Here is a 26,614-nt window from a genome sequence, read left to right as displayed (position 1 = left end):
AGTGGCTACCCTCGGCCGGTGTCAAAGTGCACTAGTACGGAGGGAACCGTGGAGAGCAGTCCGCCGTATGCGCGGATCGTCGCCGAGCTGCGCAGGCGAATCGAGACGGGTGAGCTCGCGCCCGGCGACCGGGTGCCGTCCACGCGGGAGATCACCCGGGGCTTCGGCGTCGCCATGGCCACCGCCACCAAGGCGCTGGGCGTGCTGCGTCAGGAGGGGCTGGTACGCGCTGTGCCCGGATCGGGCACCGTGGTGGAGACGCGCCCGGGGGCGACGCAGCCCAGGACGGTCGTGCCCCCGGCAGCATCGGAACCGTCGCTCGAACCGGCCCGGCCCCGCGTCCGCCCCGCGCCCGACGCCGCCCTGACCCCCGAACGGATCGTCGCCGTGGCCGTCGCCATCGCCGACGCCGAAGGGCTCGACGGCCTGTCGATGCGACGGGTGGCCGCCGAGCTGGGGGCGGCCACGATGGCCCTCTACCGGCACGTCGTCGACAAGGACGACCTCGTGCTGCGGATGTTGGACGCCGCACTGGGCGAGTGGCGGGCGCCTGCGGACGCCCCGGACGGGTGGCGGCCCCGGCTGGAGATCGCGGGCCGCACGCTGTGGACGTTGTTCCGCCGCCACCCCTGGCTCGCCCCGGCGATGTCCATGACACGGCCCCAGGCCGTCGCCGGAGGGCTGGCCCTGTCCGAGTGGACGCTGGCCGCGCTCGACAGCAGCGGTGCCGACCACGTGACACTGATGACGGTCTACCTCACGCTCGTCAACTACGTGCGTGGTACGGCGGTGAACCTCGAACCGGAGGCCGAGGCCGAGGCGGCCACCGGGCTCAACCCCGACCAGTGGATGGACACCCAGGAAGCAGCAGTGCGCTCGATCGTCGGCGACGGCCGCTTCCCGACGTTCGTGCGGGTGCTCTCCACCCCGTACGACTTCGACCTGGACACGCTCTTCGAGTTCGGCCTGCAGCGCCTACTGGACGGCTTCGCCGTCGTGATCCCCCAGGGGCCTAGACCTGCGGCGTGATCTCGCTCAGCGTCTTCGACGAGCGCACGGCGGCGGCCAGGTCGACCAGTGCCGAGCCGTGCGTAGCGGCGATGGTGGCGCTGCCCTCGGTGAGCGTGCTGCGATCGAGGAAGCCGCCGTGGTCGAAGTACAGCCCCGGCGACAGCACCTGCACCGCGAAGAAGTTCGCGAGCACGTTGCGCAGGTCGCCGAGGGCGAGGAAGTGGTGGGCGCTGGCGCCGGTCAGCACGATGGCCGCCGCCTTGCCCTGCAGCGGAGCGGTGGTCTCGCCCCACTTGCCGCGCTCGGTGCCCTCGAGCAGCCCCTTCAGCAGGGCGCTGTAGGTGGCGCGGTAGACCGGGCTGCCCAGCACCACGGCGTCGGCGGTCTCGATCGCGGCCACCACCTCCGAGTGCGGGGTGAACGCGAGCTCGACGAGCGTGGTGGCGGCGCCCGCCGCGGCGGCGCCGCTGAGGATGCCGGCGATCGCGGTGCTGGTGCGCCCGCCGGCCTCCGGGCCGCCGGCGATGCCGAGCACTGACAGCGATCCGGGTGAACGCTCGGTCATGGAGTTTCCTTCGGATCGGCTGTGACGCTGTACCGGCCGCGGTAGTACAGCAGGGGCAGGCGCGCCGGATCGGCGCCGAGGTCGTTCACGAGGCCGACGGCGATCGTATGGTCACCGCCGTCGTACTCGTTCCACAACGCGCAGTCGATCCACGCAGTAACTCCGTCGAGGATCGGAGTGCCGGACGGAGCGGGCTGCCACCCCACCCCGGCGAACTTGTCCACACCGGAGCGGGCGAACCCGTTGCTGATCTCCTGGTGGTCGGCGGCGAGGACGTTGACGCAGAATGCGCCGAGCTCGCGGATCCGGGGCCAGGTCGACGACGAGCGCGCCGGTGCGAAGCTGATCAGCGGCGGATCGAGCGACAGCGACGCGAAGGACTGGCACGTGAACCCGATCGGCCCGTCGGGTCCGGTGGCAGTGACGACCACGATGCCGGACACGAAGTGACCGAGCACCTCCCGCATGACGGCCGGAGAGACGGGACCGGGTGGTGCGCTCATGAATCGAGCGTAAATCGCCGATGCCGTGCGCGGTGATGTCGGCGTGTCGGAGCCCACATCGGACGTGGACCGCAACGGTCGGCGCTCGTACGGTCGGGCCATGGCTACCGAGCTGGAGCAGTTCCGGATGACGATCGGCGGGAAAGCCGTCGACGCACTGTCCGGCCGCACCTTCGAGTCGCAGAACCCCTACACCGGAAAGCCGTGGGCCGTGGTGCCCGACGGGGGACCCGAGGACGTCGACGCGGCTGTCGCCGCTGCGCGTGCGGCCTTCGAGAGCGAGGAGTGGTCCGGGCTCACCGGGTTCGCGCGGGCGGCGCTGCTACGCCGACTGGGCGACCTCGTCACGGAGAACGCGGAGCGGCTGGCCCGGCTCGAGGTGAACGACTCGGGCAAGCTCTACCGCGAGATGATCGGCCAGCTGAACGGGATCGGCACCTGGTTCCACTACTACGCCGGGCTCGCCGACAAGATCGAGGGCCGGCAGATTCCTCCGGGCAATCCCAACTACCTCGTGTACACCCGCCGCGAGCCGGTCGGGGTGGTCGCGGCGATCACCCCGTGGAACTCTCCGCTGCTGCTGATGACCTGGAAGCTGGCCCCCGCGCTCGCGGCGGGCTGCACGGTCGTCGTCAAGCCGTCGGAGCACGCGCCGGCGTCCACGCTCGCGTTCGTCGAACTGGTCGAGCAGGCCGGGTTCCCGGCGGGAGTGGTCAACGTCGTCACGGGCCTCTCCCGGGAGGTGGGAGCCACGCTCGCCGCCCACTCCGGCGTGGACAAGGTGGCGTTCACGGGGTCCACCGCCACCGGCAGGGCGGTCGCCGCGGCGGCTGCCGAGAACATCAACAAGGTCACGCTCGAACTGGGCGGCAAGTCCCCGCAGATCGTCTTCCCGGACGCCGACCTGCAGGCCGCGGCCAACGGGCTGGTCGCCGGCGTGTTCGCCGCCACCGGTCAGACGTGCATGGCCGGCTCGCGGCTGATCGTGCACGCCGACGTCCACGACGAGCTGGTGGGCCTCGTGGCGGAGCGCGCCGCGCGGATCCGGCTCGGCGACCCGAACGACCCCAGTACCGAGATGGGTCCGGTCGCCAACCGGCCGCAGTACGAGAAGGTGCTCGGCTTCCTCGAGTCCGCTCGGGCCGAGGGCGCCACGATCGCCTACGGCGGTGCCGCCGACGAGGGGCTGGGCGGGCTGTTCGTCCGGCCGACCGTGCTCACCGACGTCACCCCGGGCTCCACCGTGGTGCGCGAGGAGGTGTTCGGCCCGGTGCTCGCCGCGCTCACCTTCACCGACGAGGACGAGGCGCTGAAGCTCGCCAACGACACCCCCTACGGGCTCGCCGGTGCCGTCTGGACGAAGGACGTGCACCGCGCCCACCGCGTGGCCGCGCGGCTGCGGGCCGGCACCGTCTGGATCAACGCCTACCGCGTGGTCTCGCCGGGTGTGCCCTTCGGCGGGTTCGGCGCCAGCGGCCTCGGCCGGGAGAACGGAGCGGCCGGGCTCGACGAGTACCTGGAGAACAAGTCGGTGTGGGTCGAGCTCACCGGCGGCACCCGCGATCCGTTCACGCTGGGCTGATCACGGTCGTCAGGCCAGGACGCGTCGCCGGGCGAACCGGAGCTGCGGGTCGCTGCCGGTCATGACGCAGTACGTCGAGCCCCGCTGCCCGGACGCACCGCCGTGGCGACCGTCGGGGGTCAGGGCGAGCACCCGCAGCTCCGCGCGGAACTCGTCGGGCAGCGTGGCGGCGTCGGCGAGCATGGCTGCGCATGCGGACTCCGGGTCGTCCCCGGCGGCGAGCCGGTCGACGACGACACGGGCGCCGGTGGCCCGGATGCTCAGCTCACCCCGGCCGGTGCACGCCGCGCCCCCGTAGCGCAGGTCGCAGTAGTTGCCTGCGCCGGCGATCGCCGAGTCTCCGACCCGGCCGGGGTACTTCCACGGGTAGCCGCTCGTGGAGACCCCGACCACCAGCTCGCCGCTGCTGTCGAGGGCGAGGACGTTGATCGTGCCCCACGGCCCGTCGTGCGGGGCCAGCCGCTTCACCAGCTCCAGCGCCGCGAGCCGGTAGGCGATGTCCCCCGAGCCACCTCGCGTGTTCTCGCCCTCCACGGACTCGCCGGTGACCGACAGCGCCTCCCGCCACTGCTTGCGCGCCTCTTCCGTGAGGAGCTCGGCCTTGCCGAACCCGCACTCGTCGGCGAAGAGCTCGGCGCCCTCGCCGACGAGCAGCGCGTGCTGGGGAAGGCGTTCCATGACGGCGCGGGCGACGGAGATCGGGTGGGGGTAGCCGTGGAGCGCGGCGACAGCCCCGAACGCCCGGGTGGAACCGACCATCACGGAGGCGTCCAGCTCGACCTCTCCGCGGGCGTTGGGCAGGCCCCCTGTGCCGACGTAGTGGTCGGCGAGGTTGTCCTCGCACAGCCGCAGGGCTGCCTCCACCGCGTCGAGCGCGGATCCGCCGGTCAGGAGCACAGCCATCCCGGCGGGCAGGCCCGCCTCGCTGCGCTCGCTACCGATGATCACCGGTTCGGTCACCGGGCATGTCCTTTCGACGTGGGGTCGCGGGTCGTTCGGGTGCGTGCCAGCAGGCAGCCGCCCGCTGCGGGTCGTCCGGGAGCGGAAGCAGGTGCGGTTCGGTGGCGCAGGCGGCGACCGCCACCGGGCACCGTGGCCGGAACCGGCATCCGGTGCCTTCTCCCTCCACAGCGTGTGCGGCGAACGGCGACCCGTCCGCCCCGGGTTCGCCGTCCACCACCGCAAGCGGATCGGCCGTGCCCTCCGCGTGAGCTCCGTGGACCCGGGTGAGCATCCGCGGCACCGAGCCGAGCAGCAGCCGGGTGTAGGGGTGCGCCGGGTCGGTGAACAGTTCGTTCGTCGTGCCGGTCTCGACGATCCTGCCCCGGTACATGACGGCGATCCGGTCGCTCACCTGGCGCACTACAGCCATGTTGTGCGATACGAAGATCATCGACAAGCCGAGCGACTCCTTGAGGTCGAGCAGCAGGTTGATGATCGTCGCCTGGACCGAGACGTCGAGGGCCGAGACCGGCTCGTCCGCGATCAGCACCTTCGGCTCGAGGGCCAGCGCGCGGGCGATGCCGATCCGCTGGCGCTGGCCGCCGCTGAACTGCCGCGGGGTGCGTCCCAGCGCGTCGTGCGGCAGGCCGACGAGGTCCATCAGCTCCCGGCTGCGGGCCGCGACCTGTTCACGTGGGACGACCCGGTGGTAGCGCAGCAGCTCGCCGATCGTCTGGCCCACGGTCATCCGCGGGTTCAGAGAGCTGTACGGGTCCTGGAACACCATCTGCGTTGTACGTCGCTGCTCCCTGTTCGGCCGGCCCTCGACCAGACCACCGCCGTAGCGGATCTCGCCGGCGGTGGGCCGGTACAGGCCCATGACGGCACGGCTCAACGTCGACTTGCCACAGCCGGACTCGCCCACCAGGCCGAGCGTCTCACCCGCGGCGAGCGTGAGGTCGACACCGTCCACGGCCTTCACCACGTGGGCCTGGCGACCGGCCAGCCGGTCGGTCCAGGTGCGGGCGCCGACGAAGTGCTGGACCAGCCCGGAGACGGTCAGGACCGCCTCGTCCGGCGCCTGCGTGGTGAGTGCGGTGACGCTCATGACCGGCGCTCCAGCGCATCGACGGGCAGGGAGGTGTCGTCCCACTCCGGCGCGGTCTCCCAGCGGAGGCAGGCGCTGTCGTGATGGCCCTCGGCGCTTTCTCCCGCGGCGACGGGGACGAGCCCGGGATCGCCCTCCTCGGCCGTGCACTGCTCCTGCGCGAACGCGCAGCGAGGCGCGAACGAGCAGCCGCTGTGTGCGGCCGTGAGGCTCGGAGGCTGGCCGGGGATGGTCAGCAGCCGGTGGACCGGCGCGTCCGGGTCGGGCACCGACCGCAGCAGCGCGAACGAGTACGGGTGCCGCGGGCCGGTGAGCACCGCCCGTATCTCCCCGGACTCGACGACACGCCCGGCGTACATGACGTAGACCCGTGAGCAGGTCTGGCTGATCACGGCCAGGTCGTGGCTGACGAGGACGAGGCCGAGCTGCTCATCGCGGCGCAGTGTGTCGATGACGTCGAGCACCTGCGCCTGGATCGTCACGTCGAGGGCGGTGGTGGGTTCGTCGGCCAGGATCAGCCGCGGTGCGGCCGAGAGCGCGATGGCGATGCACACGCGCTGGCGCATTCCGCCCGACAGCTCGTGGGGGTAGGCGCGGAACCGCTTCTCCGGGTCGGGTATCCCCACCCGGTCCATCAGTTCGACCGCCCGCGCGTGTGCCTCGGAGCGCGACATCCCGAAACGGCGCCGCGGCACCTCGGCGATCTGGTCGCCGACCCGCATCACCGGGTTCAGCGCCGTGAGCGAGTCCTGGAAGACCATGCTCATCGCCTCGGTCAGCACCTGCCGGCGCCGCCGCTCGGGCAGGCCCGTGACGTCGACGCCGTCGAGCAGGATCGACCCTCCGGTGAGACGCGCCGGGTGCGGCAGCAGGCCGAGCAGGGCACGAAGGGTCAGGCTCTTGCCGGAGCCCGACTCGCCCACCACACCGACCGCCTCGCCGGCATCGACCTGCAGCGACACCCCGCGCACCGCGTGCAGCCGGCCGCGCGGCAGGGGAATCTCCACCTGCAGGTCGTGGACCTCGAGCAGCGCATGGCCGTCCTTCACCGTCCGGGCCCGAACTCGTTCCGTCTCCTTGCGCACGCCGATCATCGCTGACCGAACCGTTCGACGAGACCGTCGGCGACCAGCGCGAGCGCGAAGCCCACGAGGACGACGGCGAGGCCGGGGATGGTGGCGATGTACCACTGGGTGAGCAGGAACTGCTGCCCGTCCTGGATCATCGATCCCCAGTCCGGTGTCGGCGGTGGCACCCCGAGGCCGAGGTAGCTCAAGGTCACGATGGCGAGGATCGTGAGCACGATGTCGCTCATCGAGTAGACGACAGCCTGCACCACCACGTTGGGCAGCAGGTGCCGGAACAGGATCCGCCAGGTAGGCAGGCCGCTCGCCCGTGCCGCCAGCGCGTACTCCTGCTCCTTGGCCCGCAGCACCTCGCCGCGCACGATGCGGCAGTACGCGACCCAGCCGACCATGGAGATCGCCACGTAGATGCTGCCGGTGCCCGCGCCGAGCGCGAACACCAGCGCGATGACCAGCACGAAGAACGGGAAGGCGACGACGACGTCGACCACCCGCATCACCACCAGATCGAACCACCCGCCGATCCAGCCGGTCAGCAGGCCCAGCACGGTGCCGACGACGAACGGCGTGACGACGGCCAGCACGCCCACCTGCAGGTCGGTCCGGCCGCCGTAGAGCAGCCGGGACAGCACGTCGCGGCCGAGCTGGTCCGTGCCCAGCAGGTGCCCGGGCGAACCCGGGGGGAGCCGGGCGTTGAGGAGGTCCTGGGCGATGGGGTCGGCGCTCGTCAGCAGCGGCGCGCAGATGGCCGCCAGTGCGATGAGCAGGAACAACGTGAGCCCGGCGATCAATGTGACGTTGACCGAGCCCGCTCGCCGCCGTGGGGCCGCGTCGGTCGTGCGTCCGGGGAAGGCGATCGTCGTCACGCGAGCCTGACCCGGGGGTCGAGTGAGGCGTGCGCCAGGTCGGTGAGGAGGTTGACGGTCACCACCATGACGGCGAAGACCAGGGTCACCCCCTGCACGATCGGGAAGTCGCGGTTCAGGATCGCGGTGAGCATGAGGTAACCGATGCCGTTCAGTGCGAAGACGCGCTCGACGACGATCGTCGAGCCGATGAGGTAGGCGATGTTGACGCCGAGCACGGTGATCGAGGACACCGCCGCGTTGCGCAGGGCGTGGCCCAGCACGACCCGGGGCGCCGCGAGCCCCTTGGACCTGGCCGTGGTGATGTAGTCGCTCTGCAGGACGTCGAGCAGGCCGGCCCGCAGGCTGCGGACCAGGATCGGCACCAGGGCCAGCGCCACCGTGAGCGCTGGCAGGATGATCGACTCGACGTGCCCGACGAACCCCGTGCCGAAGCCGGACGCGGGAAAGATGCGTGCCTTGAGCGACAGCAGCAGCACCAGCATGATCCCCAACCAGAACGCGGGCATCCCCAGGCCGATCAGCGGGATGGACCGGATCGCGTTGTCGGCCACCCCGCCGCGCCTGCTCGCCGCCCAGACCGCGAGCGGCACGCTGATCATCACGGCGAAGAGCGCCCCCACCACGATCAACCAGACGGTGGGCACGAGGTTCTGCAGCACGAGCGCCGAGACACTCGACTTGTACTGGTAGGACTCCCCGAGGTCGCCGTGCAGCAGGCGGCCCAGGAAGCTCACGTACTGCTGCCACAGGGGTTGGTCCAGGCCGAGCTGCTGGTGCAGCGCGGCGACCCCGGCGTCGGTGACGTGTGAGCCCAGCAGCGTCACCGCCGGGTCGCCGGGGACGAGCTGGATCAGGAGGAAGACCAGCACGCTGATCCCGAGCAGCACCGGGATCAGCGTGACCAGCCGCCGGAGGATGTAGAGGACCTGGGTCATCCGCTCGTCGCCTACGCGAGGGAGACCGTGGCCATGTCGTACAGCCCGGTCGGTCTGACGGAGAAGCCCTGCACGTTCGACCGCAGCGCGTAAGGGATCGGCTGGTAGTACAGCGCGGGCAGGAAGGCGTCCTCGGCCAGGAGGGTCTGCAGCTGGGTGTAGATCTTCTGCCGCTCGGCCGTGTCGAAGGTCTTCTCGGCCTGCGTGGCGAGGTCCCTCGCCTGGGCGTTGTCGTAGCTCGTGTTGAACGAGTGGCCGCCGCCTTCGGGCAGCACCGCGTACTGCACCAGCTCGTCGGGGTCGTTGATGTCCATCGTCCAGTACGAGTGGCTGATCTCGTAGTTCAGCGAGGTCTGCATGTCGTGTACCGCACTCGGGTCACTGTTGGTGATGTTCATCGTGATTCCCAGCTGCTGCAGCGCGGCCTGCAGGACCTGGGCGATGGCCGCGTCCGTCGAGTCGCCGGACGAAGCGAGGTAGGTGGTGGTGAAGCCGGTGGGTACCGAGGACATCGCCATTTCCGCCTTGGCCTTGGCCATGTCGAACGTCTGCCCCGGCGTGTTCTTGTCGTAGTAGGGCACGGTCGGCATGAACAATGAGTTGGCCGCGGTTCCGTTGCCGAAAAGCACGGCCCTGACCAAGGATTCCCGATCGATGGCGTAGGAGATGGCGCGCCGCACGTGCACGTCGTTGTACGGGGGGCGTTGTTCGTTCATCAGGATGTAGTCGGTACGGGTGGACGGGAACAATGTCACCGTTACGTCCGGCACGTTTTTCAGCTGATCCACGGTTGAGAACGGCGGAAATTCGTTGATCTGCGCTGTGCCGCCCTGGATCATCACGTTCCGCGTGTTGTCGTCGGGCACCACCTGCCACGTCACGGAGTCCAGGTAGGGCAGGCCGGGGCGCCAGTAGCTCGGGTTCTTCTTCAGCGTGAGGCTGTTGCCCTTCTCCCAGGTGTCCCAGACGAACGGGCCGGTGCCGACCGGTGCCGCGTAGAAGTCCTTCTTGGCCGTGCCGCCGTAGTTGTTCGGGATGATCCCGTTGCTCGGGCAGGCGAGGTCGGCAAGGAGTGGCGCCCAGGGGTACTTCGTCTTGATCACGACGGTGGCGGGGTCGGGCGCGGTGACGGTGTCGATGGCGGAGTTGACGAACTCCCAGCCGCCCGTGGTCGTGCTCGCCTCATCGAGGGAGAACTTGACGTCGGCCGAGGTCATCGGCGCGCCGTTGCTGAACGTGACTCCCTGCTTGAGCTTGAACGTCCAGGTCAGCTGGTCGTCGGACTGGGTCCAGCTCTCGGCCAGCCAGGGCTCGACGTTCCGGCCGTCCTGGCTCCCGATCGTCAGTCCCTCGAACATCTGGACGTAGACCCAGATCGACGCGTTGCTGAAGACCATCGTCTTGTCGAAGTCGACGGAGTCCTGGTTGCGGGCGATCGTCACGGTGCCGCCGGGCTTGGGCGGGGCACCGGCACCGCCCGCGCCGGACGAGCTCGTGCCGCCACCGCACGCGGCGAGGAAGGAGGCCAGCCCGGCGGTGCCGAGGCCGGCCAGCCCGAGCCGGAGCACGTTCCGGCGGTTCAGCTGGTGGGCGAACATCGCCCGGGTTCGGTCGAACGAATCGGCGGGCATGCCGTCGTCGGGGGATGACGCCACAGGGAACTCCTCGGGGCAATGGCGCGGGACCGGCAATGACCTCGATCGAGCCTCGGGGTAGGCCCGACGAGAGTTCATGCAGGAGCAGTAACAGCGCGAAACGAGAATGTAACGCGGGTGAGACGCCGGGGAAGTTGTTCCTCTCTTCTACAGCTCGACGCCGATGCACTGTATACAGTTGGGGGGAATGTACGTCGGTCGGCCGTGTCCGGACAAGCAGGAGAACCTATGAAATTCACGGTTATCGGTTCCGGAGCCATCGGCGGCACGGTCGGCGCCCATTTGTCCGAATCCGGGCATCGCGTCCTTCTCTGTGACGCCGACCCCGAGCACGTCGCGGCCATCAACGCCGGAGGCCTGCGGATCACGGGCCCGGTCGGTGAGTTCACGGTGCGGGCACCCGCGGTGCTTCCCGAGGGCCTTCCGGAGCTGATCGACGGCGTGGTGCTCGTGGCCGTCAAGGGACACCACACGGCCGCCGCCGTCGAGGTGCTCCGCGACCGGCTGGCTCCGGACGCCGTCGTCGTGTCGATGCAGAACGGCCTCACCGCGGACCTGCTGTCCGAGGTGGTCGGGCGCGACCGGCTCCTCGTCTGCTTCGTCAACTTCGGTGCCGACCTGATGGCACCCGGCACCGTGATGCAGGGCAACGTCGGGACGTTCCGGATCGGCGAGCTGGACGGGCGGATGACCGACCGGCTGCGGGAGATCGCCGACGCGCTGCCCTACGCCGAGGCGACCGACAACATCCTCGGCTACCTCTGGGCCAAGGAGGCCTACGGCGCGATGCTCTTCGCCGGTGCGGTCTCGGACCTGTCGATCGCCGACTCGCTGGAGGACCCGCGGTTTCAGCCGTTGATGCTGGCGATCGCCCGGGAGGTACTCGCGCAGGCGCCGGTGACGCCGATGGCATTCGACGGCTTCGATCCCGCGGACCTGCCGGGGTCGCTCCGCCGGCTGGTCACCTTCAACCGGGGCAGCGCCAAGAGCCACAGCGGGATCTACCGGGACCTCGCAGTCCGCAACCGAAGGACCGAGGTCGACGTCCAGCTCGGCCCTCTCACCGGGCCACTCACCGGGTACGTCGCAGAGCTGATCCGCGCGATCGAACGTGGCGAGCGCGTCTGCGAGGTGGCCAACCTCGAGCTGCTCGCCGCCTACGAGCGGCTGGAGCGGCTCGGTCGTCCGTTGCACGCCGTGGTGGCCGCGTTGCCCGCGCCGCCGCGGGCGAAGTCGGGGCCGCTGCACGGGATGTCCGTCGCGGTGAAGGACATCATCGACGTGGCGGGGAGCCCGCGCGGCAACGGCAACCCGCACGACATGGCGGGCACGCCTGCCGGGTCGGACGCGACGGCGGTGGCCGCGATGCGGGCGGCTGGTGCCGACGTCTTCGCGCTCGCCACGCTGCTCGAGTACGCGGCGGGCGCCCCGCATCCGGACCTGCCGGAGGCGATGAACCCCGCGCGACCGGACCGGACCGCGGGCGGCTCGAGCGGGGGGTCGGCGGCCCTGGTCGCCGCAGGCGTGTGCCCGGCCGCGCTGGGCACCGACACCGGCGGGTCGATCCGCATCCCGGCGGCGTACTGCGGGATCGTCGGCCTGAAGCCGACCGTCGGCCTGGTCAGCGTCGAGGGGGTCACTCCGCTCTCGCCCACGCTCGACCACGTCGGGGTGCTCGCGGCGTCCGTTGCCGACACCGCCGCGGTGCTGGCGGCGCTCACCGGAACCGCCTTCAGCCTGCCGTCGGGGGTTCCGGCGCGGCCCCACCGGCTGGGGGTGCTGACCGACCAGCTCGCCGACCCGCGGCTGGACCCCGAGCTCGCGGCGATCACCCGGGCGGCACTGGACCGGCTCCGCGTGGCCGGCATGATCACGGCCGACCGTGACGGCACGGTGCTGGCCGAGCTCGCCGCGTGTCTGGAGGACATCCTGCTGGTCGAGGCCTGGCAGGTGCATGAGCCGGTGATCTCCGGGCCGGACGCCGACCCCGGCCGCATCGGGGCCACCACGTTGCGCCTGCTCCGCAGCGCCGCAGAGGTCGCGCCCGGGCGTCGCGACTCTGCACTGGCGCGAAGGGCCGCGCTGCGTCCCGCGGGCGAGCGGCTCCTCGACGGGGTGGACGTGCTGGTCGGGCCGGCCGTGCCCTACCCGGCACCGGAACGCACCCCGCCCATCGACACGCCGGAAGGCGAGATCGAGGGCATCTTCACCGCCCCGTACAACGTCTCCGGGCAACCGGCGATCGTCGTGCCCTGCGGGCTGACGGCCGACGGGCTGCCGGTCGGCCTGCAGCTGGCGGCGCGAAGCGGCGATGACGTCGGCCTGCTGCGGGCGGCCGCCGCCGTCGAGGTCGCGCTCTCCTGACGGCGACTCGGACGATCGTGGGCCGAAACCGTGATCGTTGCGAGGTCCGCCGACACCCGGATTTCGCAGCGATCAGCCGCTGCCGGTGGTGATGCCGGCGGTGCCCGCGCGCCGCGCCGCCCTCACCCCGGAGTCAGCCGGTGTTCCCCCTCGGCCAGCAGCCGGAGCAGCCGTTCCCAGGCGCGCATCCCCTCGCGCAGCCGCGGGATGCGCAGGAATTCGTTGGGTGCGTGCAGCAGCTCGTCCGAGGTGGAGAAGGAGAAGAAGAGCGTCTTCGCGCGGAGCGCCTCCTCGAACAGCGTGGTGGCCGGCAGGGTGCCGCCGATGCGGGCCAGCAGGACGTCCTGGCCGGGGTACACATCGGCCAGCGCCTGCCGGGCCGCCCGGATCGCGGGGTGGTCGGGGGCGATCGTGTACGCGGGCACGGCGCCCGGCTCGGTCGTGAGGGAGACCCGCACGCCGGGCAGATCCAGTGCGCCGATGTGCGCCTGGATCGCGGCGGCCACCCGGTCCGGCTGCTGTCCGGGCACGAGCCGGCAGGTCAGGTGGGCGGCGGCGCGGCGCGGGATCACCGTGTACGAGCCGCCACCGGTGACGCCGTTGATCTCCAGCGTCGGGCGGGTCCACAGCCGTTCCAGCGTGGAGAGGCCCGGCTCGCCGGTCAGGGCGGAGACCCTGAGGTCCGCGCGGTAGGTCTCCTCGTCGAACGGGACGGCGGCGATCTCCGCCCGCTCCGTCGGCCCGAGCTCCGGTATACCGTCCTCGAACCCGGCCACGGCGATCCGGCCGTCCGGGGTGTGGAGGCTCGCCAGGATCCGACTCAGGGCGTGCAGCGGGTTGGCGACGGTGCCGCCGTAGCGGCCGGAGTGCAGGTCCCGGTTCGCGCCGGTTACCTCGACGTCGAGGGCGAGCAGTCCCTTGGAGGCGACGGAGAGGGACGGCTCGCCCGGACGCCACATCGCCCCGTCCGCGGAGATCACGAGGTCGGCCGCCAGCTCGTCGGCCTGCGCGCGGACGTAGCCGGCCAGGTGCGGGCTGCCGATCTCCTCCTCGCCCTCCAGGAGGAACTTGACGTTGAGCGGCAGCCGGCCCTCCTGCGCCATGAACTGGCGTACGACCTCGAGCGCGATGTACGTCGGGCCCTTGTCGTCGGTGACGCCGCGCCCGCGCAGTCGCCCGTCGGCGACCGCCAGCTCGAAGGGCGGGGTGATCCACTCGTCGAGGTCACCTGTGGGCTGCACGTCGTAGTGGCCGTAGACCAGCACCGTCGGCGCACCGGGCGCGCCCGTCCACCCGGCCACAACTGCCGGGTGCCCGCCGGTCTCGACGATGCGGGGCTGCGCGAAGTCGAGCCGGGCCGCCACCCACTCGGCCGCCGCCTGCATCGTCGGGCGGTCGGCCTCGCGGCTGATGCTGGGGATGGCGACGTAGGAGCGCAGATCCTCGATATAGCGGCTGTCGTCGGGATCAAAAGAGAGCATGGCCGCCGTCGATCGAGATGGTCTGGCCGGTCACCCAGGACGCGAGGTCGGAGGTGAACCAGCGCACGCCGTCGGCGATGTCCTCGGCCCGCCCGAGGCGGCGCAGAGCGATGCCCTCCACCAGCGCAGCCTGGCCCTGCTCGCCGTAGCTGTGCCACTGCGCCTCGGAGGAGGGGTTGGAGAGCACGAAGCCCGGGGCGATGCAATTGACGGTGATGCCGAAGGGGCCCAGCTCGTGGGCCATCTGCCGAGTGAAGCCGATCTGCCCGGCCTTGGCGCTGGTGTAGGCCTGGATGCCGGTGAGGCTGACGCTGCGTCCGGCGCCGGAGGAGATGTTCACGATCCGGCCCCAGCCCGCCGCCTTCATCCGCGGCGCCACCTCCCGCGTGCAGACGAAGGTGGAGGTCAGGTTGGCGTCCACAACGGCGCGCCAGTCGTCGTCCGTGACCGTCTCGATGGGCTTGTGGGTCTGGCCGACCACACCGCCCGCGTTGTTGACGAGGATGTCGATGCGGGGGAGCCCGGCGACGTACTCGCCGACCGCGGCGCTGTCACTGACGTCGAGATCGGCGAGGTCCACCCCGTGGACCGTGGCGCCCTCCTCGGTCAGCGCTGCCATGATCGCGTCTCCGATCCCGTGGGCGGTGCCGGTGACGAGGGCGACCCGGCCGTCCAGCCCGGCGCCGATCACGTGAACGCCCAGCCGTCGGTGAGCAGGTCGCGCACCTCGGCGACCCCGGTTTGCCAGATGTCGTCCATGACCTCGTCGGAGAGGGCGTACGACCCGCCGAAACTGCCGTCACCGGTCAGCCGCCGGATGTCGGCCGGTGTGGCCTGGGCAACGACCTCACGGGAGAGCGTGGGCTTACGACCCTCGGGCATCTCGACGCCCGGGAGGCGGGTCCACGGGAAGTTCTCGAACCAGCTGCCGTGGGTGGGGTCCGGCTCGTGACCCTCGGCAGCGGCCGCCACCCGGGGCGCCGCGTACCAGCTGGTGAACACGATCTGCACCCGGTGCTCGCGCGGTTCGGCGACCCACTCCCTCACGAGCCCGAGCGCCGGGGCGTTGCCGCCGTGCCCGTTGACGATGGCGATCCGCCGGAAGCCCTGACCGGCGAGGGTGTCCAGCAGGTCGCGGACGACGTCGAGGAAGGTCGACGTCCGCAGCGTCAGGCTGCCGGGGAAGGCCGTGAAGTACGGAGCGAGACCGAAGGGCAGCACCGGTAGCACCGGTATACCCAATGGCTCCGCCGCCTCGATCGCCACGCGCTCCGCCAGGATCGCGTCCGTGCCGAGCGAGAGGTATCCGTGCTGTTCCGTGGAGCCGATCGGCAGGACGACCCGGTCGTCGTGCTGCAGGTAGGCCTCCACAGCCTGCCAGTTCATGTCGTGCAACCGCATGCGGTAAGGCCTCCTCGGGGAGATCTTCCCAACGGTATACAGAACCGGTTACGGCCGGGTTTCCGCGAGCTTTGCTGATCGAGCGGCACTCTCGTCCATCAGGTCTGGGCGACCGGGCCGTTCGTGCGGGCCAGGCCCATCAGCAGGCCGTCGGCGGTGACGGCGGGGCTGCTCGTGACGAACAAGGGGACGCCTGCCTCGGGAGCACGGATCTCGGTCCGGTGGTCGCCGAGCACGCCGCTGACCGTGCCGAGCAGGTCGCCTGCGTCCACGTCGGTGCCGGGCGCCACGGCGGGTTCCCACCATCCGGCCGTGGTCGTGCGCAACCACACCCAGCCGTCGTGCTCGACGGGCGGAGCGGACACGGTCGTGCCGGACGACGGGCGCGTGTCGATCCCGAGGAGGCGGGTGATGTTTGCAAGGCCCGTGAGATGACGGTCGACACTCACCCGGTCGAGGATGCCGTTCTGGCCGGCTTCCGCGGTGATCGACGGGATGCCGAGGTCGGCGGCCACGGCCGAGGTGCTGCCCCCGACGGTTTGCCCGGCGCGGGCCTGCCGGACGACGTGGCCGAGCCCGTAGGCGTGGGCCAGCCGGCGGGACTGCTCCTCCACGGGGGACTCGTCGTAGAGCACGAACGGCTCGAGTGCCTCGGGGAGGTCACCCGCATGCAGGTCGAGCAGATAGTCCGTCGGCCGGATGAAGGCCTCGGTGATGTGGTGCGCCAGCACCTCGGTGAACGTGCCGCCGGGATTGCCGGGGAAGCTCCTGTTGAGATTCTTCTCGTCGAGCGGGACGACGAACGCGGACCGCTCCCAGAAGGACAGCAGGTTCACGACCGGCACCGCGGTGATCCGCCCGTGGACCCACGCAGGGTCGAGGGCACGGGCGAACTCGCGGACCGCGGCGATGGAGGTGTACTCGGCGCCGTGGACTCCGGCCATCACGGTGAGATGCGGGCCGGCTGACTTCCCGGCCACCTCGACGTAGGGAACGGCCAGTGCGCCGTCGGGGAGAGGGACGATCAACTCGTGCACAACGTGCAGGTTGCGCGTCGGGCCGCTGTCGAGGGAACCGTCCCGCCGCGGGTGTGGGTGGTGTCACCACTCACGGAGCCCGTCGGCGGGTAGTGATTCTCAGCTCGCGTAGGCGCGCAACCTGTCGGCCCGCTCGCCGATGCGGAGCTTGGCCATCACCTCGCGCTCGATCTGCCGGACACGCTCCCGGGAGAGCCCGAAACGGCGTCCGATCTGGTCGAGCGTGCACGGCTGACCGTCGTCGAGGCCGTAGCGCATCCGGATGACCTGCTGCTCGCGGTCGTCCAGGGTGGCCAGGACGCGCCGCAGGTCGTCGTGCAGCAGGTGCGAGATCACCGTGGTCTCGGCGTCGGTGGCCTCGCCGTCCTCGATGAAGTCGCCGAGCGGCGCCTCCTCCTCGGACCCCACCGGCATGTCCAGGCTCACCGGGTCGCGAGCGTGGTCGAGCAGGTCGGAGATCTTCTCCTCCGCGATGCCGGACTCGGCCGCCAGCTCCTCGTGAGTGGCGTCGCGTCCGAGCTTCTGGTGCAGATCGCGCTTGATCCGGGCCAGCTTGTTCACCTGCTCCACGAGGTGGACGGGCAACCTGATCGTGCGGGCCTGGTCGGCCATGCCGCGCGTGATCGCCTGCCGGATCCACCAGGTGGCGTAGGTGGAGAACTTGAAGCCCTTGGCGTAGTCGAACTTCTCGACCGCCCTGATCAGGCCCAGGTTGCCCTCCTGGATCAGGTCCAGGAGCGGCATCCCGCGGCCGGTGTAGCGCTTCGCGAGCGAGACCACGAGCCGGAGGTTGGCCTCCAGCAGGTGGTTACGCGCTCGCATGCCGTCGCGGACCACGGAACGCAGGTCGGCTGCGTACCGGGCCTCCAGCTCCGTGCCCTCCTCGGCAGCCGAGTCGAGCACGTGCTGGGCGAACACCCCGGCCTCGATCCGCTTGGCCAGCTCGACCTCCTGCGCCGCGGACAGCAGCGCCGTTTTGCCGATCCCGTTCAGGTACACGCGCACCAGATCGGCAGCCGGGCTCTGAGCGTCCAGGTCCTCCGCGGACAGCTCCGGACGTTCCGAGGTGGCCTCGGAGTGGTCGGAGTCGGTACGCTGCGTTGGGATGGTTGGACCGGCTGCGTTCGTGGGCCCGTTCTTCGTGGGCGCTGTCATCTATCCTCCCCTGCCGCCACCCGGCGGGGCGCTGTCGGTCGCCTTCGCCGGGGTTCTCAGCAGCTTCAACGCGTCCATGCGACAGAACGTTCCCGCAGCACTGTGGCGCACAGCGCTTTCTCAGCGGCCCCTCAGACTGGGCATCCGCGGACCGGGCGTCCCCGAATCAGACATCAGGGAGCAGGCACCCGCGGGGTAGCTCCCGGGTCCGCCACGGCGTCCTCGGCCCGGTTCCGGCCGCGACCCCTGACCGACCCCGCCCGCTGCGGCACCGACAACTCGTACACGGTCTCCATGAGAGGCGGCCAGTCCTTCCGCAACGCGTCGCGGCCCATGAACAGCCCGAGGTGGCCGCCGGTGGCGGTGCGGATCTGGATGTCCTCCGGCGACGTTCCCACGGCGTCGGCGGCCGCGAACAGCTGCGGGGGCGGCGTGATGTGGTCGGTCGAGCCGGCGAGCAGGAACAGCGGACATGTGATGGCAGTCATGTCGGCCCGCCGGCCGTCGATCACGAGATCGCCGGAGATGAGCTCGTTGCCCCAGAACAGGTGCTCGACCAGCCACAGGTAGAACGCACCCGGGATGTCCTGGGTGTATTTGAACCAGTCCTCGAACACGCGGTAGCGCTCCACGTGCTTGGCGTCGTCGATGTGCTCGAGCAGTTGCAGCTGACGGGAGATCTCGGACTGCGGCTGGATCGCGATGAAGTTCGACAGCACGGCCTTGCCGGGCATGTTGCCGCCGCCCATCGCGACGAGCGCCTTGTAGGGGGCGAGGCCGAACGCGCTGGTGAGCGTCCGCGTGGAGGATGCGATCACCGACTCGCCCGCGTGGAAGTCGATCGGAGCGCCCGCCAGCGTGAGGGTGTTCACGCGCTCGGGGTGCAGTGCGGCGTAGATGGTGGCGAGCCACCCGCCCTGGCAGTCGCCGATGAGGTTGGCGCGCCCGCCCATCAGCTCGATCGACCGGTCGATGACGTCGAGGTAGTCGGTGATGGTGACGCCCGTCGTCTCCGAGGTCGCGGGACGCCAGTCGAGCACGTAGAGCCGGGTCAGACCGGAGGCCTTGATCACTGCGAGCTGGCTCTGCGTGGGGGAGAAGTCGACCACGCTGGAGGAGTGCCCGGCCTGCGGCGGCAGCACCAGCGTCGGTACGACCTGGGCGGTGCCGGTGTCGGCTGGTGGGTCGCTGAAGTCGCGCAGGTGTGCGAACGGCGTGCTGAGAACGATCTCGTTGGGCAGGTGCCAGCCGGGGACACTGCGGTCGCGCATGGCGCGCCACCAGCGCAGGCTACGGTCGGCCAGCTCGAACGGGCTCGTCGAACGGGCCAGGGCATCGCCCCAGAGCGCACCGCTTGCCCGGGTCAGCTCGGCGAGGCCGCCTGCGGCCGCTGCCGTGTTGTAGCCGGTGAGGTGCGCCAGGGCGGCCACGAGGTCGGCCGGCCCGTTCTGTTGCGTGCCAGTACTCGAGATCGCGGACATGGCGAACTCCCATCAACAGTGAGGGGTGAGGAGGAAGACCCGAGTCGTTTGGCTTCCGACAATCGAGTTACCAGACAGTAGCTCCGTCTGTCCGGCCCGGCAACATCGAGTGATGATGGCGTTTCGCGGCGGGGGGCGCGAAAGGCGATGATGGGTGTATGAGCGCAGCGCAGGCGGGACCCGACGATTCGACGGACGACGGCCCGCCGGCCGCCACGCCATGGGTCGCCCAGATGAACGCGCTGGGAGAGTTCATCCGTGCCCAGCGGCGGCTGGCCAATCTGTCATTGCGGGAGATGGCGTCGATGACGAGCGTCTCCAATGCATATCTGAGCCAGGTGGAACGCGGCCTGCACCAGCCGTCGCTGAAAGTCCTGCGCTCGATCGCCGACGCATTGCAACTCTCCACGGAGCAACTGCTGTCGCAGGCCGGCTGGGTCACGGGAACGGGGTCCGCGTCGGGGGGGTCGGCCGACTCGGGTGGCACCGAGGAGGCGATCCGCAAGGACCCGCGGCTCACTGCCGAACAGCGCGCCGCGCTGCTGGGCGTCTACCGGAGCTTCGTCGACGGCGCCTCGGGTTGAGAGGGCGGGATCACACCCACTCTGCTTGACATACTTATCGCCGGTGCGCAGTCTAGGTAGCGCCAGACGTCACCGAGCACGAAAGGCACCGAGCCATGAGCGCTCCGACCGACCAGTTCATCGAGATCGCCAACCGCACGCAGGAGGCCGTCACCACGGCCGTGCGTACGTGGGCGGACACCGTCCAGACCTTCACCGGGAGCGTCACCGGCTCCCGTCCGTCGCTGCCCAACGCTCAGGGCGCCGTCGACCGGTACTTCGACTTCGCCGAGCAGATCCTGGAGAGCCAGCGCCGCATCGCCAAGACGGTGCTGACCGCCAGCGCCCAGGCTGCCGAGACCGTCACCGAACAGGCCGCGCGCACCGCGGAGACGGTGGCCCAGCGCACCGCCAGCGCCACCGAGAGCGCGGTCAACAAGGCCGCCGACGTCAGCAAGGCCGCCGCCGCCGAGACCACCACCACGGCTCGCGCCGCCCGGAACGCCGCCGACAAGTGAGCTGACAGCGGCGCGCCCGGCGCCGCGGCAGCACCGCACGACGGAAGAAGAAGCCCCGCCCGGTCCAGCCGGTCGGGGCTTCCGTCACAGCCGTCGCCGTCGGCTCAGACGTCCACGAGCACGGTGAACGGCCCGTCGTTCACCGACTCGACCTCCATCGCGGCGCCGAACACCCCCGTGGCAACGGTTGCGCCGCGCTCACGCAGCGCCGCCACCACCGCCTCGACGAGTGGCTCGGCCTGCTCCGGCGGGGCCGCGGCGGACCAGGACGGTCGCCGTCCCTTGCGCGTGTCTCCGTACAGCGTGAACTGGCTGACCACCAGCAGCGGCGCGTCCAGCTCGGCGCACGACCGCTCGTCCGCCAGGATGCGCAGCTCGTGCAGCTTGCGGGCCATGACGGGCGCGGCGTCGGGGCCGTCGGCGCGGGCCACGCCGAGCAGCACCAGCAGCCCTGGCCCGTCGATCCGGCCGACGACCTCCCCGTCCACACGTACCTCGGCCCGGCTCACGCGCGCGGCCACCGCCCTCACCGAGCCTGCTCCTCGGCGGGCACCAGCACGCCGTGCCGCACGAACTCCCGCACGGCGGGGAGCGTCGCGGTGACCAGCTCGTCGGTGGGCCGGTCGTGGGCGAACGACAGCAGCTCCAGAAGCTCGTTAAGGGGCAGTACTCCTTGGCACCCGGCCAGCAGCGCGGCGGCGGGACCGTCGACCTCGTGGCGCCACCGCGGGCCGTCCCGCCGGGCGACGGCGGAGCCCACCTCCGTCCAGCCTTCCGCGCCGGGTTCGGCGTAGGTCTCTAGGAGCACCGACGGCGCCACGGTCAGCCGCTCCGCCAGTAGCGCCGCGTCGCCGCTGTGCTCACGCAGCCAGTCCACCCGGTCCAGCCAGCCCTCGACCTCCGGCCCGAGCGGGTCGTCCACGTCGCCGGGCAGGTCCTCGAACACCACCACGGGATCGCCGCCGGGACGGCCGCCGTCCGGGCGGCGCAACGTGATGAAGCCGAAGCCGACTGCTTCCACCCGCTCGCGTTCGAGCCAGTCCAGCCACGCACCGGCCTCCTCGCGGGCCACGGGTGAGGTGAGGTCGATCCCCGAGTCGCGCTGCCACGTGCCCACGTGCAGGGCCGGATCGGCCACCTCGCGCTGCACGACCCATGCGTCGATCCCGTCGGGCAGCCACGACCGCACCCGCTCGGGCCAGTCCTCGCCGCGGACGTGCAGCCAGGAGCCGAGCAGCTGCGCCACGCCGCCCGGTTCGAGGTGCTCGGGCAAGGACCGGATCAGCGCGGCGAGCGCGGCGTCACCGTCCTGCCCGGAGTCGCGGTAGACGTAGTCCACGCGGGCCGGGCCGGGCACGAACGGCGGGTTGGAGACGATCTGGTCGAACCGGCGCCCCGCCACCGGCTCCAGCCACGGCCCGTCCACCAGCTCGACGTCGAGGGCGTTGAGGGTGAAGGTGGCGCGGGCCATCGCGAGGGCCCGCGGGGCGACGTCGGTGCCGGTGACGCTGCGGGCGTGCCGGGTGGCGTGCAGGGCCTGTACCCCGCATCCGGTGCCGAGGTCGAGCAGCGACCCCACCGGACGACGGGCGGTCGCGGCGGCGAGCGTCAATGACGCGGCACCCACCCCGGTGACGTGGTCGCGCTCTTGGCGGCGCTGGTCGAGGTCGGAGAACACCCACCAGTCGCCGTCGATGTCGCCGTAGGGGCGCAGGTCGAGCTCGGCCACCCAGCCGCCCGATGATTCCCGGAGCAGCCCGGCCGCGGCCGCATCGGCCGGGGTGAGCGGGGCGAGCGCGGCGGCGACCGCCGCGTCCGGCTCGACCGCGCCGAGCAGCAGCAGCCGCACGAGCACGCCGAGCTCCCCTCCGTCGCGGGTCGCGCGGTAGGCGGGCTCCACCTCTCCCCGCCCGAGCGCGGCATGCGCCGCGGCTCCGAGCAGTGCCCGGACGCCGTCGGTGGTGTAGCCGGTCCGGAGCAGTGCGGTGCGCAGTGCGTCGGCGGAGGCGGGTGAGAGGTGAGGAAGCACGGCAGAAATCCTCCCAGCCGACGATGCGGCGCTACTCTTCCGCCGTGCCCCTCTGCCTGAGCCAGGACGCCGACGCCGACGCACTGCTCGACCGGGACCCGTTCGCGCTGCTGGTCGGCATGCTGCTCGACCAGCAGTTCCCGATGGAGCGTGCCTTCGCCGGCCCGGCACTGCTCGCGCAGCGCCTCGGCCGCAACGAGCTCGACCCGCGCGAGCTCGCCTCGTACGACCCTGCCGCACTGGTCGAGATCTTCCGGGGACCGCCCGCGGTGCACCGCTACCCGGGATCGATGGCCGGGCGCGTGCAGGCGCTGGCCGCCGCGGTGGTCGAGCAGTACGACGGCGACGTCACCCTCATGTGGCGTGACGTCCAGGACGGCCACGAGCTGTTCGGCAGGATCGCCGCCCTGCCCGGGTTCGGCAAGCAGAAGGCACAGATCTTCACCGCACTGCTCGGCAAGCAGCGCGGGGTGACGCCGACGGGATGGCGCGAGGCGGCCGGTGGCTACGGCGAGGACGGCTCGTACCGCTCCGTCGCCGACGTCGTCGATGCCGCCTCCCTCGTCCGGGTCCGCGAGTTCAAGCAGGCGGCCAAGGCCGCCGCGAAGAGCGGAGTGGCTCCGGCGAAGGGCTGACGTCGGGGCACTAACATCGAGTCGTGCACCAGGTGCCCCCTGCGCTCCGCGACGTCCGCGTGGTCGACCCCGACCAGGTGTGCGACGCCGCGGCCGTGCTCGCCGACGGTGAGCAGCTGCAGCACTCCGCGGCCGTCCTCGACGCGCTCGGCGACGTGCACCGGCTGAGCATCCTGCTCGCGTTGCACCACGCCGGCGACCTGTGCGTGTCCGACCTGGCCTTCTCTGTCGGCATGAGCGACAGCTCCGTGTCCCACGCGCTGCGGCTGCTGCGGGCGCACGGAATGGTCACCGCGCACCGCCAGGGCAGGCTCGTCCGGTACCGCGTGGTCGGTGAGCTGACCACACGGCTGCTCGACGTCGTGTCGGAAGGTGTGGTCGGCGACGTCGAGCTGCACGCGCACCGCGGATCGGGCTCGCATCTGGATGCAGTGCCCGCCGTCAGGGACTGACCGGCCGCCTCGGCGGGATTCGGCGCGGGTCGACAGGCGCGCCGATCGCGTGAGTGGCACGATGACCCGTGGAGGCGGATGAAGGGCCAGCGGCCGGGCCACCGCTCGGTGTCGGCACCGCCGGGTGCTGGCGCCGTCGCGGCCAATTGGGGAGTTCCCGTGGCAGATCCGCACCGCGCGGTGGAGCCGGTTCTGATCACCGATGCCGCTCTCTCCTACGAGGAGGAGCTGGCCACCCGCAAGCGCCGCTACAAGATCATGATGGGAATGCGCATCCCGCTCATGGTGCTGGCGGCCGTCTTCTATCAGATCCCGTGGCTCGCGGTCACGCTGCTCGTGCTGTCCATTCCGCTGCCGTGGATCGCTGTCCTGATCGCCAACGACCGCCTGCCCAAGAAGACGGAGTCCGTCAACAGGTACAAGGCCGAGCGGCGCCAGGTCGAGGCGCGTGACCACCCGGTCATCGACGGCTGACCGCCGTCGGGGGCCGGGCGCCGTTGTGGCGCACTGCGGCCGCTCCGGCCACGCAGCCCGCTCGTAAGGACTCGGCGGGGTCCGCGCCTCCCAGCCACGCGACGAGCAGCCCGGCGTCGAACGCGTCGCCTGCGCCCGTCGGATCGACCGCGTCGACCGGCTGGGCCGGCGCGCGCCAGCGGCCTGCGACGTCGATCCAGCTGGCCCCGCGGGCCCCGTCGGTCACGGCGACGGCCCGCGCCGTGCCCGTCGTGACCAGGTCCGCTGCGGAGCCGCCGAGTGCGTCGAGCTCGTCGGCGTTGGGCAGCAGCAGGTCGACCCCGCGCACCCACTCCCGGAACTCCGCGGTGAGCGCGGGTGCCGCCTGCGGGTCGACGGACGTGCTCATCCCCGCCGCGCGGGCGGCGGCCAGTGCCGCGAGCCCGGCCGGGCGGGACGCCGGGTCGAGCAGCACGTAGCCGGACAGGTGCAGGTGGTCGGCCCCGTCCAGGTCGGGGAGGTCGGCCGGTTGCAGGCGGGCCGCCGCGCCCCGATCCGACAGCATGGTGCGATCGCCGTTCTCCACCAGCACCACGACGGTGCACGTCGGCTTGTCCTGGTCCACGGTCACTGCAGGCAGCACGCCGGTCGCGGACAGCTCCGCCACGGCCGCGCTGCCTGCGGCGTCGGCACCCACCCGTGCGACCAGCGTGACCTCGGCACCGAGGTGGGCGAGCCATGCCGCGGTGTTCGCTCCGGCGCCACCGCCCTCCGTCCGGATCCGCGCCGGCACGTCCGCCCCGGTGACGGCCGGCGTGCGCGGTGCCACGAGCACATCGACGCCGATGTCGCCGACCACGACGATCCGCGGGCGGCGCCCGGCGCTCACGGGTGCCGCCCGGCGGAGGCGAGAGCGACGGCGACCTGCGCGGCCAGTTCCGCGTTCGCCCGCACGAGCGCGAGGTTCGTACGCAGGCTCGCCCCGCCGCTGGCGGCGTGGAAGTGCTCCAGAAGCGCAGGCGTGACGTCCTTGCCGCTGATCCCGCGCCGCGCCACGAGCGCCATTCCCTCGTCCAGCAGCCGGTCGTGCAGCCCGGCGTCGAGCTCGTCGCCGGGAGGTACGGGCTGGGCCAGCACCATCCCGGCAGGCGACCCCAGCGCGCGGTGGGCGCGCCACACCGCGGCGGCATCGGCGGGGGTGTCCACGCGCCAGGGCACAGGATGGCCGGAGTCGCGCCGGTAGAACCCGGGGAACGCGTCGGTGCGGTAGCCCAGCACGGGTACCGACGCCGTCTCCAGCACCTCGAGGGTGGCGGACACGTCCAGGATCGACTTCACCCCCGAGCAGACGACGAGCACCCCCGTGCCGGCCAGCGCGGCGAGGTCCGCGGAGACGTCCCAGCTGTCCCGGGCGCCGCGGTGCACCCCGCCCAGACCTCCGGTGGCGAAGAGCGGCACGCCCACCGCCTGCGCGAGTGCCGCTGTGGCCGCCACCGTGGTGGCACCGTCTCGACGCAGGCCGACGGCCACGCCGAGGTCGCGGACCGACAGCTTCACGAGCCCACCGCCGCACACCCGGTCCAGCTCGGCAGGGGAGAGCCCCACACGAGGCACCCCGTCGAGCACGGCGACCGTGGCCGGTACAGCACCGTGGCGGCGGACCGCTGCCTCGAGCTCGTCGGCAGCGGCCCGGTTCTGTGGGCTCGGCAGTCCGTGCGCGAGCAGCGTGCTCTCCAGCGCGACGACGGGACGCCCGCCGGCAACGGCGTCGGCGACCTCCGCCGCCATCGCGACGGGTGCGGGCGGTGGGGCGGGTGGGGAGACGGGAACCGGCACGTGCGGCATCATGGACGACATGGCCACCCAGGTGCTGCCCGACGTCGAGACCCGCCCAGAGGGCACCGACACCACGGGCAACGACGAGCCCAAGATGTTCCACTACGTGAAGAAGAACAAGATCGCGGAAAGCGCGGTCCTGGGGAACATGGTGGTGGCGCTCTGCGGCGAGACGTTCCCGGTCACGAGATCGCCCAAGCCGGGATCTCCCGTGTGTCCGGACTGCAAGAAGATCTTCGACACATTGCGGCCCGGCGGCGACGCCTGATCGGTCGGCGGTGAGCACGGTGCCGGTGCGCAGCGTTCTGCGCGGATGGCTGTACGACCGCCTCGTGGCGGGAATGACCACCGACTGGTACCGCGCGGTTCTGTCGCGCCTACCTGACGGTGCGCGCCTGCTCGACGTGGGCATCGGCACCGGCGCGGCGCTGGCCCGGTGCGCGGATCTCGTGCGGGCGAAGCGGCTCGACATCGTCGGGCTCGACATCGACCCCGACTACCTCGCGCGGTGCCGCGCCGAGATGGCGAATGCGCAGCTGTCCGCACAGGTCTCCCCGGTGCTGTCGTCGGTGTACGACCACCGCGGTGGCCCGTACGACGCCGCGTACTTCAGCGCCAGTCTCATGCTGCTGCCCGACCCGGTCGCGGCCATCGCGCACGTGGCGTCGCAGCTCACGCCGGACGGCAGGCTGTTCGCCACACAAACCTTCCACCATCGCCGCTCCCGCTTGCTGGAGCGGGCGAAGCCCCTCGTCCGCCACGTCACGACGATCCACTTCGGACGAGTGACCTATGAGGACGACTTCCGCAAGGCGTTCGCCGACGCCGGCGTGGAGCTGATGGAGCTCACCACGCTGAGCGGCACGCGGCGCTCGTCGTACCGGCTCGCGGTGGCCAGGATCGGTGACGACAGCGACGGCCGGGGGTGCACGGCGGCCTGAGCCGCTCGTGCCG

The 26,614-nt window shown here is 71.5% G+C and carries 28 protein-coding genes; 10 read left to right on the top strand and 18 right to left on the bottom strand.

Translation table 11 applies throughout. The features are described from left to right. The first annotated feature begins 48 nt into the window (after positions 1-48). Positions 49-1,029, top strand: coding sequence for a TetR/AcrR family transcriptional regulator C-terminal domain-containing protein (locus tag ABD743_RS22065; protein ID WP_344724047.1), 981 nt, complete (start codon positions 49-51; stop codon positions 1,027-1,029). On the opposite strand, the gene ABD743_RS22060 is transcribed toward ABD743_RS22065, so the two are convergent. Together ABD743_RS22060 and ABD743_RS22055 are read right to left on the bottom strand one after the other, a co-directional pair. After that, the gene (locus tag ABD743_RS22060) at positions 1,013-1,576 is read right to left on the bottom strand and encodes an NAD(P)H-dependent oxidoreductase (protein ID WP_344724046.1); all 564 of its coding nucleotides are present in this window, start codon (positions 1,574-1,576) and stop codon (positions 1,013-1,015) included. The genes ABD743_RS22065 and ABD743_RS22060 overlap by 17 nt on opposite strands. Next, the gene (locus ABD743_RS22055; RefSeq protein WP_241039320.1) at positions 1,573-2,079 is read right to left on the bottom strand and encodes a flavin reductase family protein; all 507 of its coding nucleotides are present in this window, start codon (positions 2,077-2,079) and stop codon (positions 1,573-1,575) included. Before ABD743_RS22055 ends, ABD743_RS22060 begins: the two co-directional genes overlap by 4 nt. Positions 2,080-2,179: 100 nt before the next feature. Here ABD743_RS22055 and ABD743_RS22050 point away from each other — a divergent pair, with 100 nt between their 5' ends. Beyond that, entirely contained in the window at positions 2,180-3,661 is a 1,482-nt protein-coding gene (locus ABD743_RS22050; RefSeq protein ID WP_344724045.1) for an aldehyde dehydrogenase, read from the top strand. A gap of 9 nt (positions 3,662-3,670) precedes the next feature. On the opposite strand, the gene ABD743_RS22045 is transcribed toward ABD743_RS22050, so the two are convergent. From ABD743_RS22045 to ABD743_RS22020, 6 genes are read right to left on the bottom strand one after another with little or no spacing between them, the layout of a single operon-like run. Further along, a complete protein-coding gene (locus ABD743_RS22045; RefSeq protein WP_344724044.1) occupies positions 3,671-4,621 on the bottom strand; it encodes a glycosylasparaginase in 951 nt (316 codons plus the stop codon). Further along, on the bottom strand, positions 4,596-5,711 hold the full coding sequence (locus ABD743_RS22040; protein ID WP_344724043.1) for an ABC transporter ATP-binding protein: 1,116 nt from the start codon (positions 5,709-5,711) through the stop codon (positions 4,596-4,598). The genes ABD743_RS22045 and ABD743_RS22040 overlap by 26 nt, the downstream gene beginning before the upstream one ends. Next, positions 5,708-6,796 carry an ABC transporter ATP-binding protein gene (locus ABD743_RS22035; RefSeq protein ID WP_344724042.1) on the bottom strand — a complete coding sequence of 363 codons (1,089 nt, stop codon included), beginning with the start codon at positions 6,794-6,796 and terminating at the stop codon, positions 5,708-5,710. The genes ABD743_RS22040 and ABD743_RS22035 overlap by 4 nt, the downstream gene beginning before the upstream one ends. Positions 6,797-6,801: 5 nt before the next feature. After that, entirely contained in the window at positions 6,802-7,662 is an 861-nt protein-coding gene (locus tag ABD743_RS22030; protein WP_344724041.1) for an ABC transporter permease, read from the bottom strand. Then, entirely contained in the window at positions 7,659-8,600 is a 942-nt protein-coding gene (locus tag ABD743_RS22025; protein ID WP_344724040.1) for an ABC transporter permease, read from the bottom strand. The genes ABD743_RS22030 and ABD743_RS22025 overlap by 4 nt, the downstream gene beginning before the upstream one ends. A gap of 11 nt (positions 8,601-8,611) precedes the next feature. Next, positions 8,612-10,255 (bottom strand): ABC transporter substrate-binding protein, encoded by a 1,644-nt coding sequence (locus ABD743_RS22020; protein WP_344724039.1) that lies wholly within the window; start codon positions 10,253-10,255, stop codon positions 8,612-8,614. A 228-nt stretch (positions 10,256-10,483) separates the two neighbouring features. Between ABD743_RS22020 and ABD743_RS22015 the strand changes: the two genes are divergently transcribed. Then, the gene (locus ABD743_RS22015; protein WP_344724038.1) at positions 10,484-12,619 is read left to right on the top strand and encodes an amidase family protein; all 2,136 of its coding nucleotides are present in this window, start codon (positions 10,484-10,486) and stop codon (positions 12,617-12,619) included. A 122-nt stretch (positions 12,620-12,741) separates the two neighbouring features. Here the strand turns inward: ABD743_RS22015 and ABD743_RS22010 are convergent, their stop codons facing one another. The 6 genes from ABD743_RS22010 to ABD743_RS21985 all read right to left on the bottom strand — a co-directional run bounded on the left by ABD743_RS22010 (position 12,742) and on the right by ABD743_RS21985 (position 19,174). Further along, positions 12,742-14,100 (bottom strand): dipeptidase, encoded by a 1,359-nt coding sequence (locus ABD743_RS22010; RefSeq protein ID WP_344724037.1) that lies wholly within the window; start codon positions 14,098-14,100, stop codon positions 12,742-12,744. Then, complete coding sequence (locus ABD743_RS22005) at positions 14,087-14,791, bottom strand: SDR family NAD(P)-dependent oxidoreductase (RefSeq protein WP_344724036.1); 705 nt, start codon at positions 14,789-14,791, stop codon at positions 14,087-14,089. Before ABD743_RS22005 ends, ABD743_RS22010 begins: the two co-directional genes overlap by 14 nt. Further along, positions 14,788-15,501: a creatininase family protein gene (locus ABD743_RS22000; protein WP_344724035.1), complete on the bottom strand. Its 714-nt coding sequence runs from the start codon at positions 15,499-15,501 to the stop codon at positions 14,788-14,790. Before ABD743_RS22000 ends, ABD743_RS22005 begins: the two co-directional genes overlap by 4 nt. 98 nt (positions 15,502-15,599) lie before the next feature. After that, the gene (locus ABD743_RS21995; protein ID WP_344724034.1) at positions 15,600-16,538 is read right to left on the bottom strand and encodes a succinylglutamate desuccinylase/aspartoacylase family protein; all 939 of its coding nucleotides are present in this window, start codon (positions 16,536-16,538) and stop codon (positions 15,600-15,602) included. 99 nt (positions 16,539-16,637) lie between these two features. Further along, positions 16,638-17,693, bottom strand: a complete 1,056-nt coding sequence (locus tag ABD743_RS21990) for a sigma-70 family RNA polymerase sigma factor (RefSeq protein ID WP_241039324.1) — start codon at positions 17,691-17,693, stop codon at positions 16,638-16,640. A gap of 173 nt (positions 17,694-17,866) precedes the next feature. Further along, positions 17,867-19,174, bottom strand: coding sequence for an alpha/beta fold hydrolase (locus ABD743_RS21985; protein WP_344724033.1), 1,308 nt, complete (start codon positions 19,172-19,174; stop codon positions 17,867-17,869). Positions 19,175-19,332: 158 nt separating this feature from the next. On the opposite strand from ABD743_RS21985, the gene ABD743_RS21980 reads away from it, so the two are divergent. Both ABD743_RS21980 and ABD743_RS21975 read left to right on the top strand, forming a co-directional pair. Further along, the gene (locus ABD743_RS21980; RefSeq protein WP_344724032.1) at positions 19,333-19,758 is read left to right on the top strand and encodes a helix-turn-helix domain-containing protein; all 426 of its coding nucleotides are present in this window, start codon (positions 19,333-19,335) and stop codon (positions 19,756-19,758) included. Between the two features lie 95 nt (positions 19,759-19,853). Then, complete coding sequence (locus tag ABD743_RS21975) at positions 19,854-20,255, top strand: hypothetical protein (protein ID WP_344724031.1); 402 nt, start codon at positions 19,854-19,856, stop codon at positions 20,253-20,255. 104 nt (positions 20,256-20,359) lie between these two features. Here ABD743_RS21975 and dtd read toward each other — a convergent pair whose 3' ends face one another. Both dtd and ABD743_RS21965 read right to left on the bottom strand, forming a co-directional pair. Continuing rightward, on the bottom strand, positions 20,360-20,785 hold the full coding sequence (gene dtd / locus ABD743_RS21970; RefSeq protein ID WP_344724030.1) for a D-aminoacyl-tRNA deacylase: 426 nt from the start codon (positions 20,783-20,785) through the stop codon (positions 20,360-20,362). Next, positions 20,782-22,284: a DUF7782 domain-containing protein gene (locus ABD743_RS21965; protein WP_344724029.1), complete on the bottom strand. Its 1,503-nt coding sequence runs from the start codon at positions 22,282-22,284 to the stop codon at positions 20,782-20,784. Before ABD743_RS21965 ends, dtd begins: the two co-directional genes overlap by 4 nt. 23 nt (positions 22,285-22,307) lie before the next feature. Here ABD743_RS21965 and ABD743_RS21960 point away from each other — a divergent pair, with 23 nt between their 5' ends. The 3 genes from ABD743_RS21960 to ABD743_RS21950 all read left to right on the top strand — a co-directional run bounded on the left by ABD743_RS21960 (position 22,308) and on the right by ABD743_RS21950 (position 23,845). After that, positions 22,308-22,919: an HhH-GPD-type base excision DNA repair protein gene (locus tag ABD743_RS21960; RefSeq protein ID WP_344724028.1), complete on the top strand. Its 612-nt coding sequence runs from the start codon at positions 22,308-22,310 to the stop codon at positions 22,917-22,919. A 23-nt stretch (positions 22,920-22,942) separates the two neighbouring features. Next, positions 22,943-23,371 (top strand): ArsR/SmtB family transcription factor, encoded by a 429-nt coding sequence (locus ABD743_RS21955; protein WP_344724027.1) that lies wholly within the window; start codon positions 22,943-22,945, stop codon positions 23,369-23,371. Between the two features lie 159 nt (positions 23,372-23,530). Beyond that, on the top strand, positions 23,531-23,845 hold the full coding sequence (locus ABD743_RS21950) for a DUF3099 domain-containing protein (protein WP_344724026.1): 315 nt from the start codon (positions 23,531-23,533) through the stop codon (positions 23,843-23,845). Here ABD743_RS21950 and ABD743_RS21945 read toward each other — a convergent pair. Together ABD743_RS21945 and ABD743_RS21940 are read right to left on the bottom strand one after the other, a co-directional pair. After that, complete coding sequence (locus ABD743_RS21945; RefSeq protein WP_344724025.1) at positions 23,832-24,713, bottom strand: carbohydrate kinase family protein; 882 nt, start codon at positions 24,711-24,713, stop codon at positions 23,832-23,834. The two genes, ABD743_RS21950 and ABD743_RS21945, sit on opposite strands and share 14 nt — an antisense overlap. Beyond that, the gene (locus ABD743_RS21940) at positions 24,710-25,612 is read right to left on the bottom strand and encodes a pseudouridine-5'-phosphate glycosidase (RefSeq protein ID WP_379659274.1); all 903 of its coding nucleotides are present in this window, start codon (positions 25,610-25,612) and stop codon (positions 24,710-24,712) included. The genes ABD743_RS21945 and ABD743_RS21940 overlap by 4 nt, the downstream gene beginning before the upstream one ends. Before the next feature lie 67 nt (positions 25,613-25,679). On the opposite strand from ABD743_RS21940, the gene ABD743_RS21935 reads away from it, so the two are divergent. Both ABD743_RS21935 and ABD743_RS21930 read left to right on the top strand, forming a co-directional pair. Further along, a complete protein-coding gene (locus ABD743_RS21935) occupies positions 25,680-25,928 on the top strand; it encodes a DUF3039 domain-containing protein (RefSeq protein WP_344724024.1) in 249 nt (82 codons plus the stop codon). A gap of 10 nt (positions 25,929-25,938) precedes the next feature. Beyond that, a complete protein-coding gene (locus tag ABD743_RS21930; RefSeq protein WP_344724023.1) occupies positions 25,939-26,601 on the top strand; it encodes a class I SAM-dependent methyltransferase in 663 nt (220 codons plus the stop codon). Positions 26,602-26,614 lie beyond the last annotated feature (13 nt).

This window comes from Pseudonocardia yunnanensis (assembly GCF_039534065.1).
Taxonomy (GTDB): Bacteria; Actinomycetota; Actinomycetes; order Mycobacteriales; family Pseudonocardiaceae; genus Pseudonocardia; species Pseudonocardia yunnanensis.
This window is presented reverse-complemented; position numbering and strand designations above follow the sequence as displayed.

What these genes read in the sequence shown, in the direction of transcription:
- ABD743_RS21940 (WP_379659274.1), bottom strand. Translation starts at nt 25,612, where the DNA reads ATGGCGGCGGAGGTCGCCGACGCCGTTGCCGGCGGGCGTCCCGTCGTC.
- ABD743_RS22015 (WP_344724038.1), top strand. Translation starts at nt 10,484, where the DNA reads ATGAAATTCACGGTTATCGGTTCCGGAGCCATCGGCGGCACGGTCGGC.
- ABD743_RS21985 (WP_344724033.1), bottom strand. Translation starts at nt 19,174, where the DNA reads ATGTCCGCGATCTCGAGTACTGGCACGCAACAGAACGGGCCGGCCGAC.
- ABD743_RS21990 (WP_241039324.1), bottom strand. Translation starts at nt 17,693, where the DNA reads ATGACAGCGCCCACGAAGAACGGGCCCACGAACGCAGCCGGTCCAACC.
- ABD743_RS22050 (WP_344724045.1), top strand. Translation starts at nt 2,180, where the DNA reads ATGGCTACCGAGCTGGAGCAGTTCCGGATGACGATCGGCGGGAAAGCC.
- ABD743_RS21935 (WP_344724024.1), top strand. Translation starts at nt 25,680, where the DNA reads ATGGCCACCCAGGTGCTGCCCGACGTCGAGACCCGCCCAGAGGGCACC.
- ABD743_RS22010 (WP_344724037.1), bottom strand. Translation starts at nt 14,100, where the DNA reads ATGCTCTCTTTTGATCCCGACGACAGCCGCTATATCGAGGATCTGCGC.
- ABD743_RS22000 (WP_344724035.1), bottom strand. Translation starts at nt 15,501, where the DNA reads ATGCGGTTGCACGACATGAACTGGCAGGCTGTGGAGGCCTACCTGCAG.
- ABD743_RS22040 (WP_344724043.1), bottom strand. Translation starts at nt 5,711, where the DNA reads ATGAGCGTCACCGCACTCACCACGCAGGCGCCGGACGAGGCGGTCCTG.
- ABD743_RS21960 (WP_344724028.1), top strand. Translation starts at nt 22,308, where the DNA reads ATGCGGCGCTACTCTTCCGCCGTGCCCCTCTGCCTGAGCCAGGACGCC.
- ABD743_RS22025 (WP_344724040.1), bottom strand. Translation starts at nt 8,600, where the DNA reads ATGACCCAGGTCCTCTACATCCTCCGGCGGCTGGTCACGCTGATCCCG.
- ABD743_RS21975 (WP_344724031.1), top strand. Translation starts at nt 19,854, where the DNA reads ATGAGCGCTCCGACCGACCAGTTCATCGAGATCGCCAACCGCACGCAG.
- ABD743_RS22060 (WP_344724046.1), bottom strand. Translation starts at nt 1,576, where the DNA reads ATGACCGAGCGTTCACCCGGATCGCTGTCAGTGCTCGGCATCGCCGGC.
- ABD743_RS22055 (WP_241039320.1), bottom strand. Translation starts at nt 2,079, where the DNA reads ATGAGCGCACCACCCGGTCCCGTCTCTCCGGCCGTCATGCGGGAGGTG.
- ABD743_RS21980 (WP_344724032.1), top strand. Translation starts at nt 19,333, where the DNA reads ATGAGCGCAGCGCAGGCGGGACCCGACGATTCGACGGACGACGGCCCG.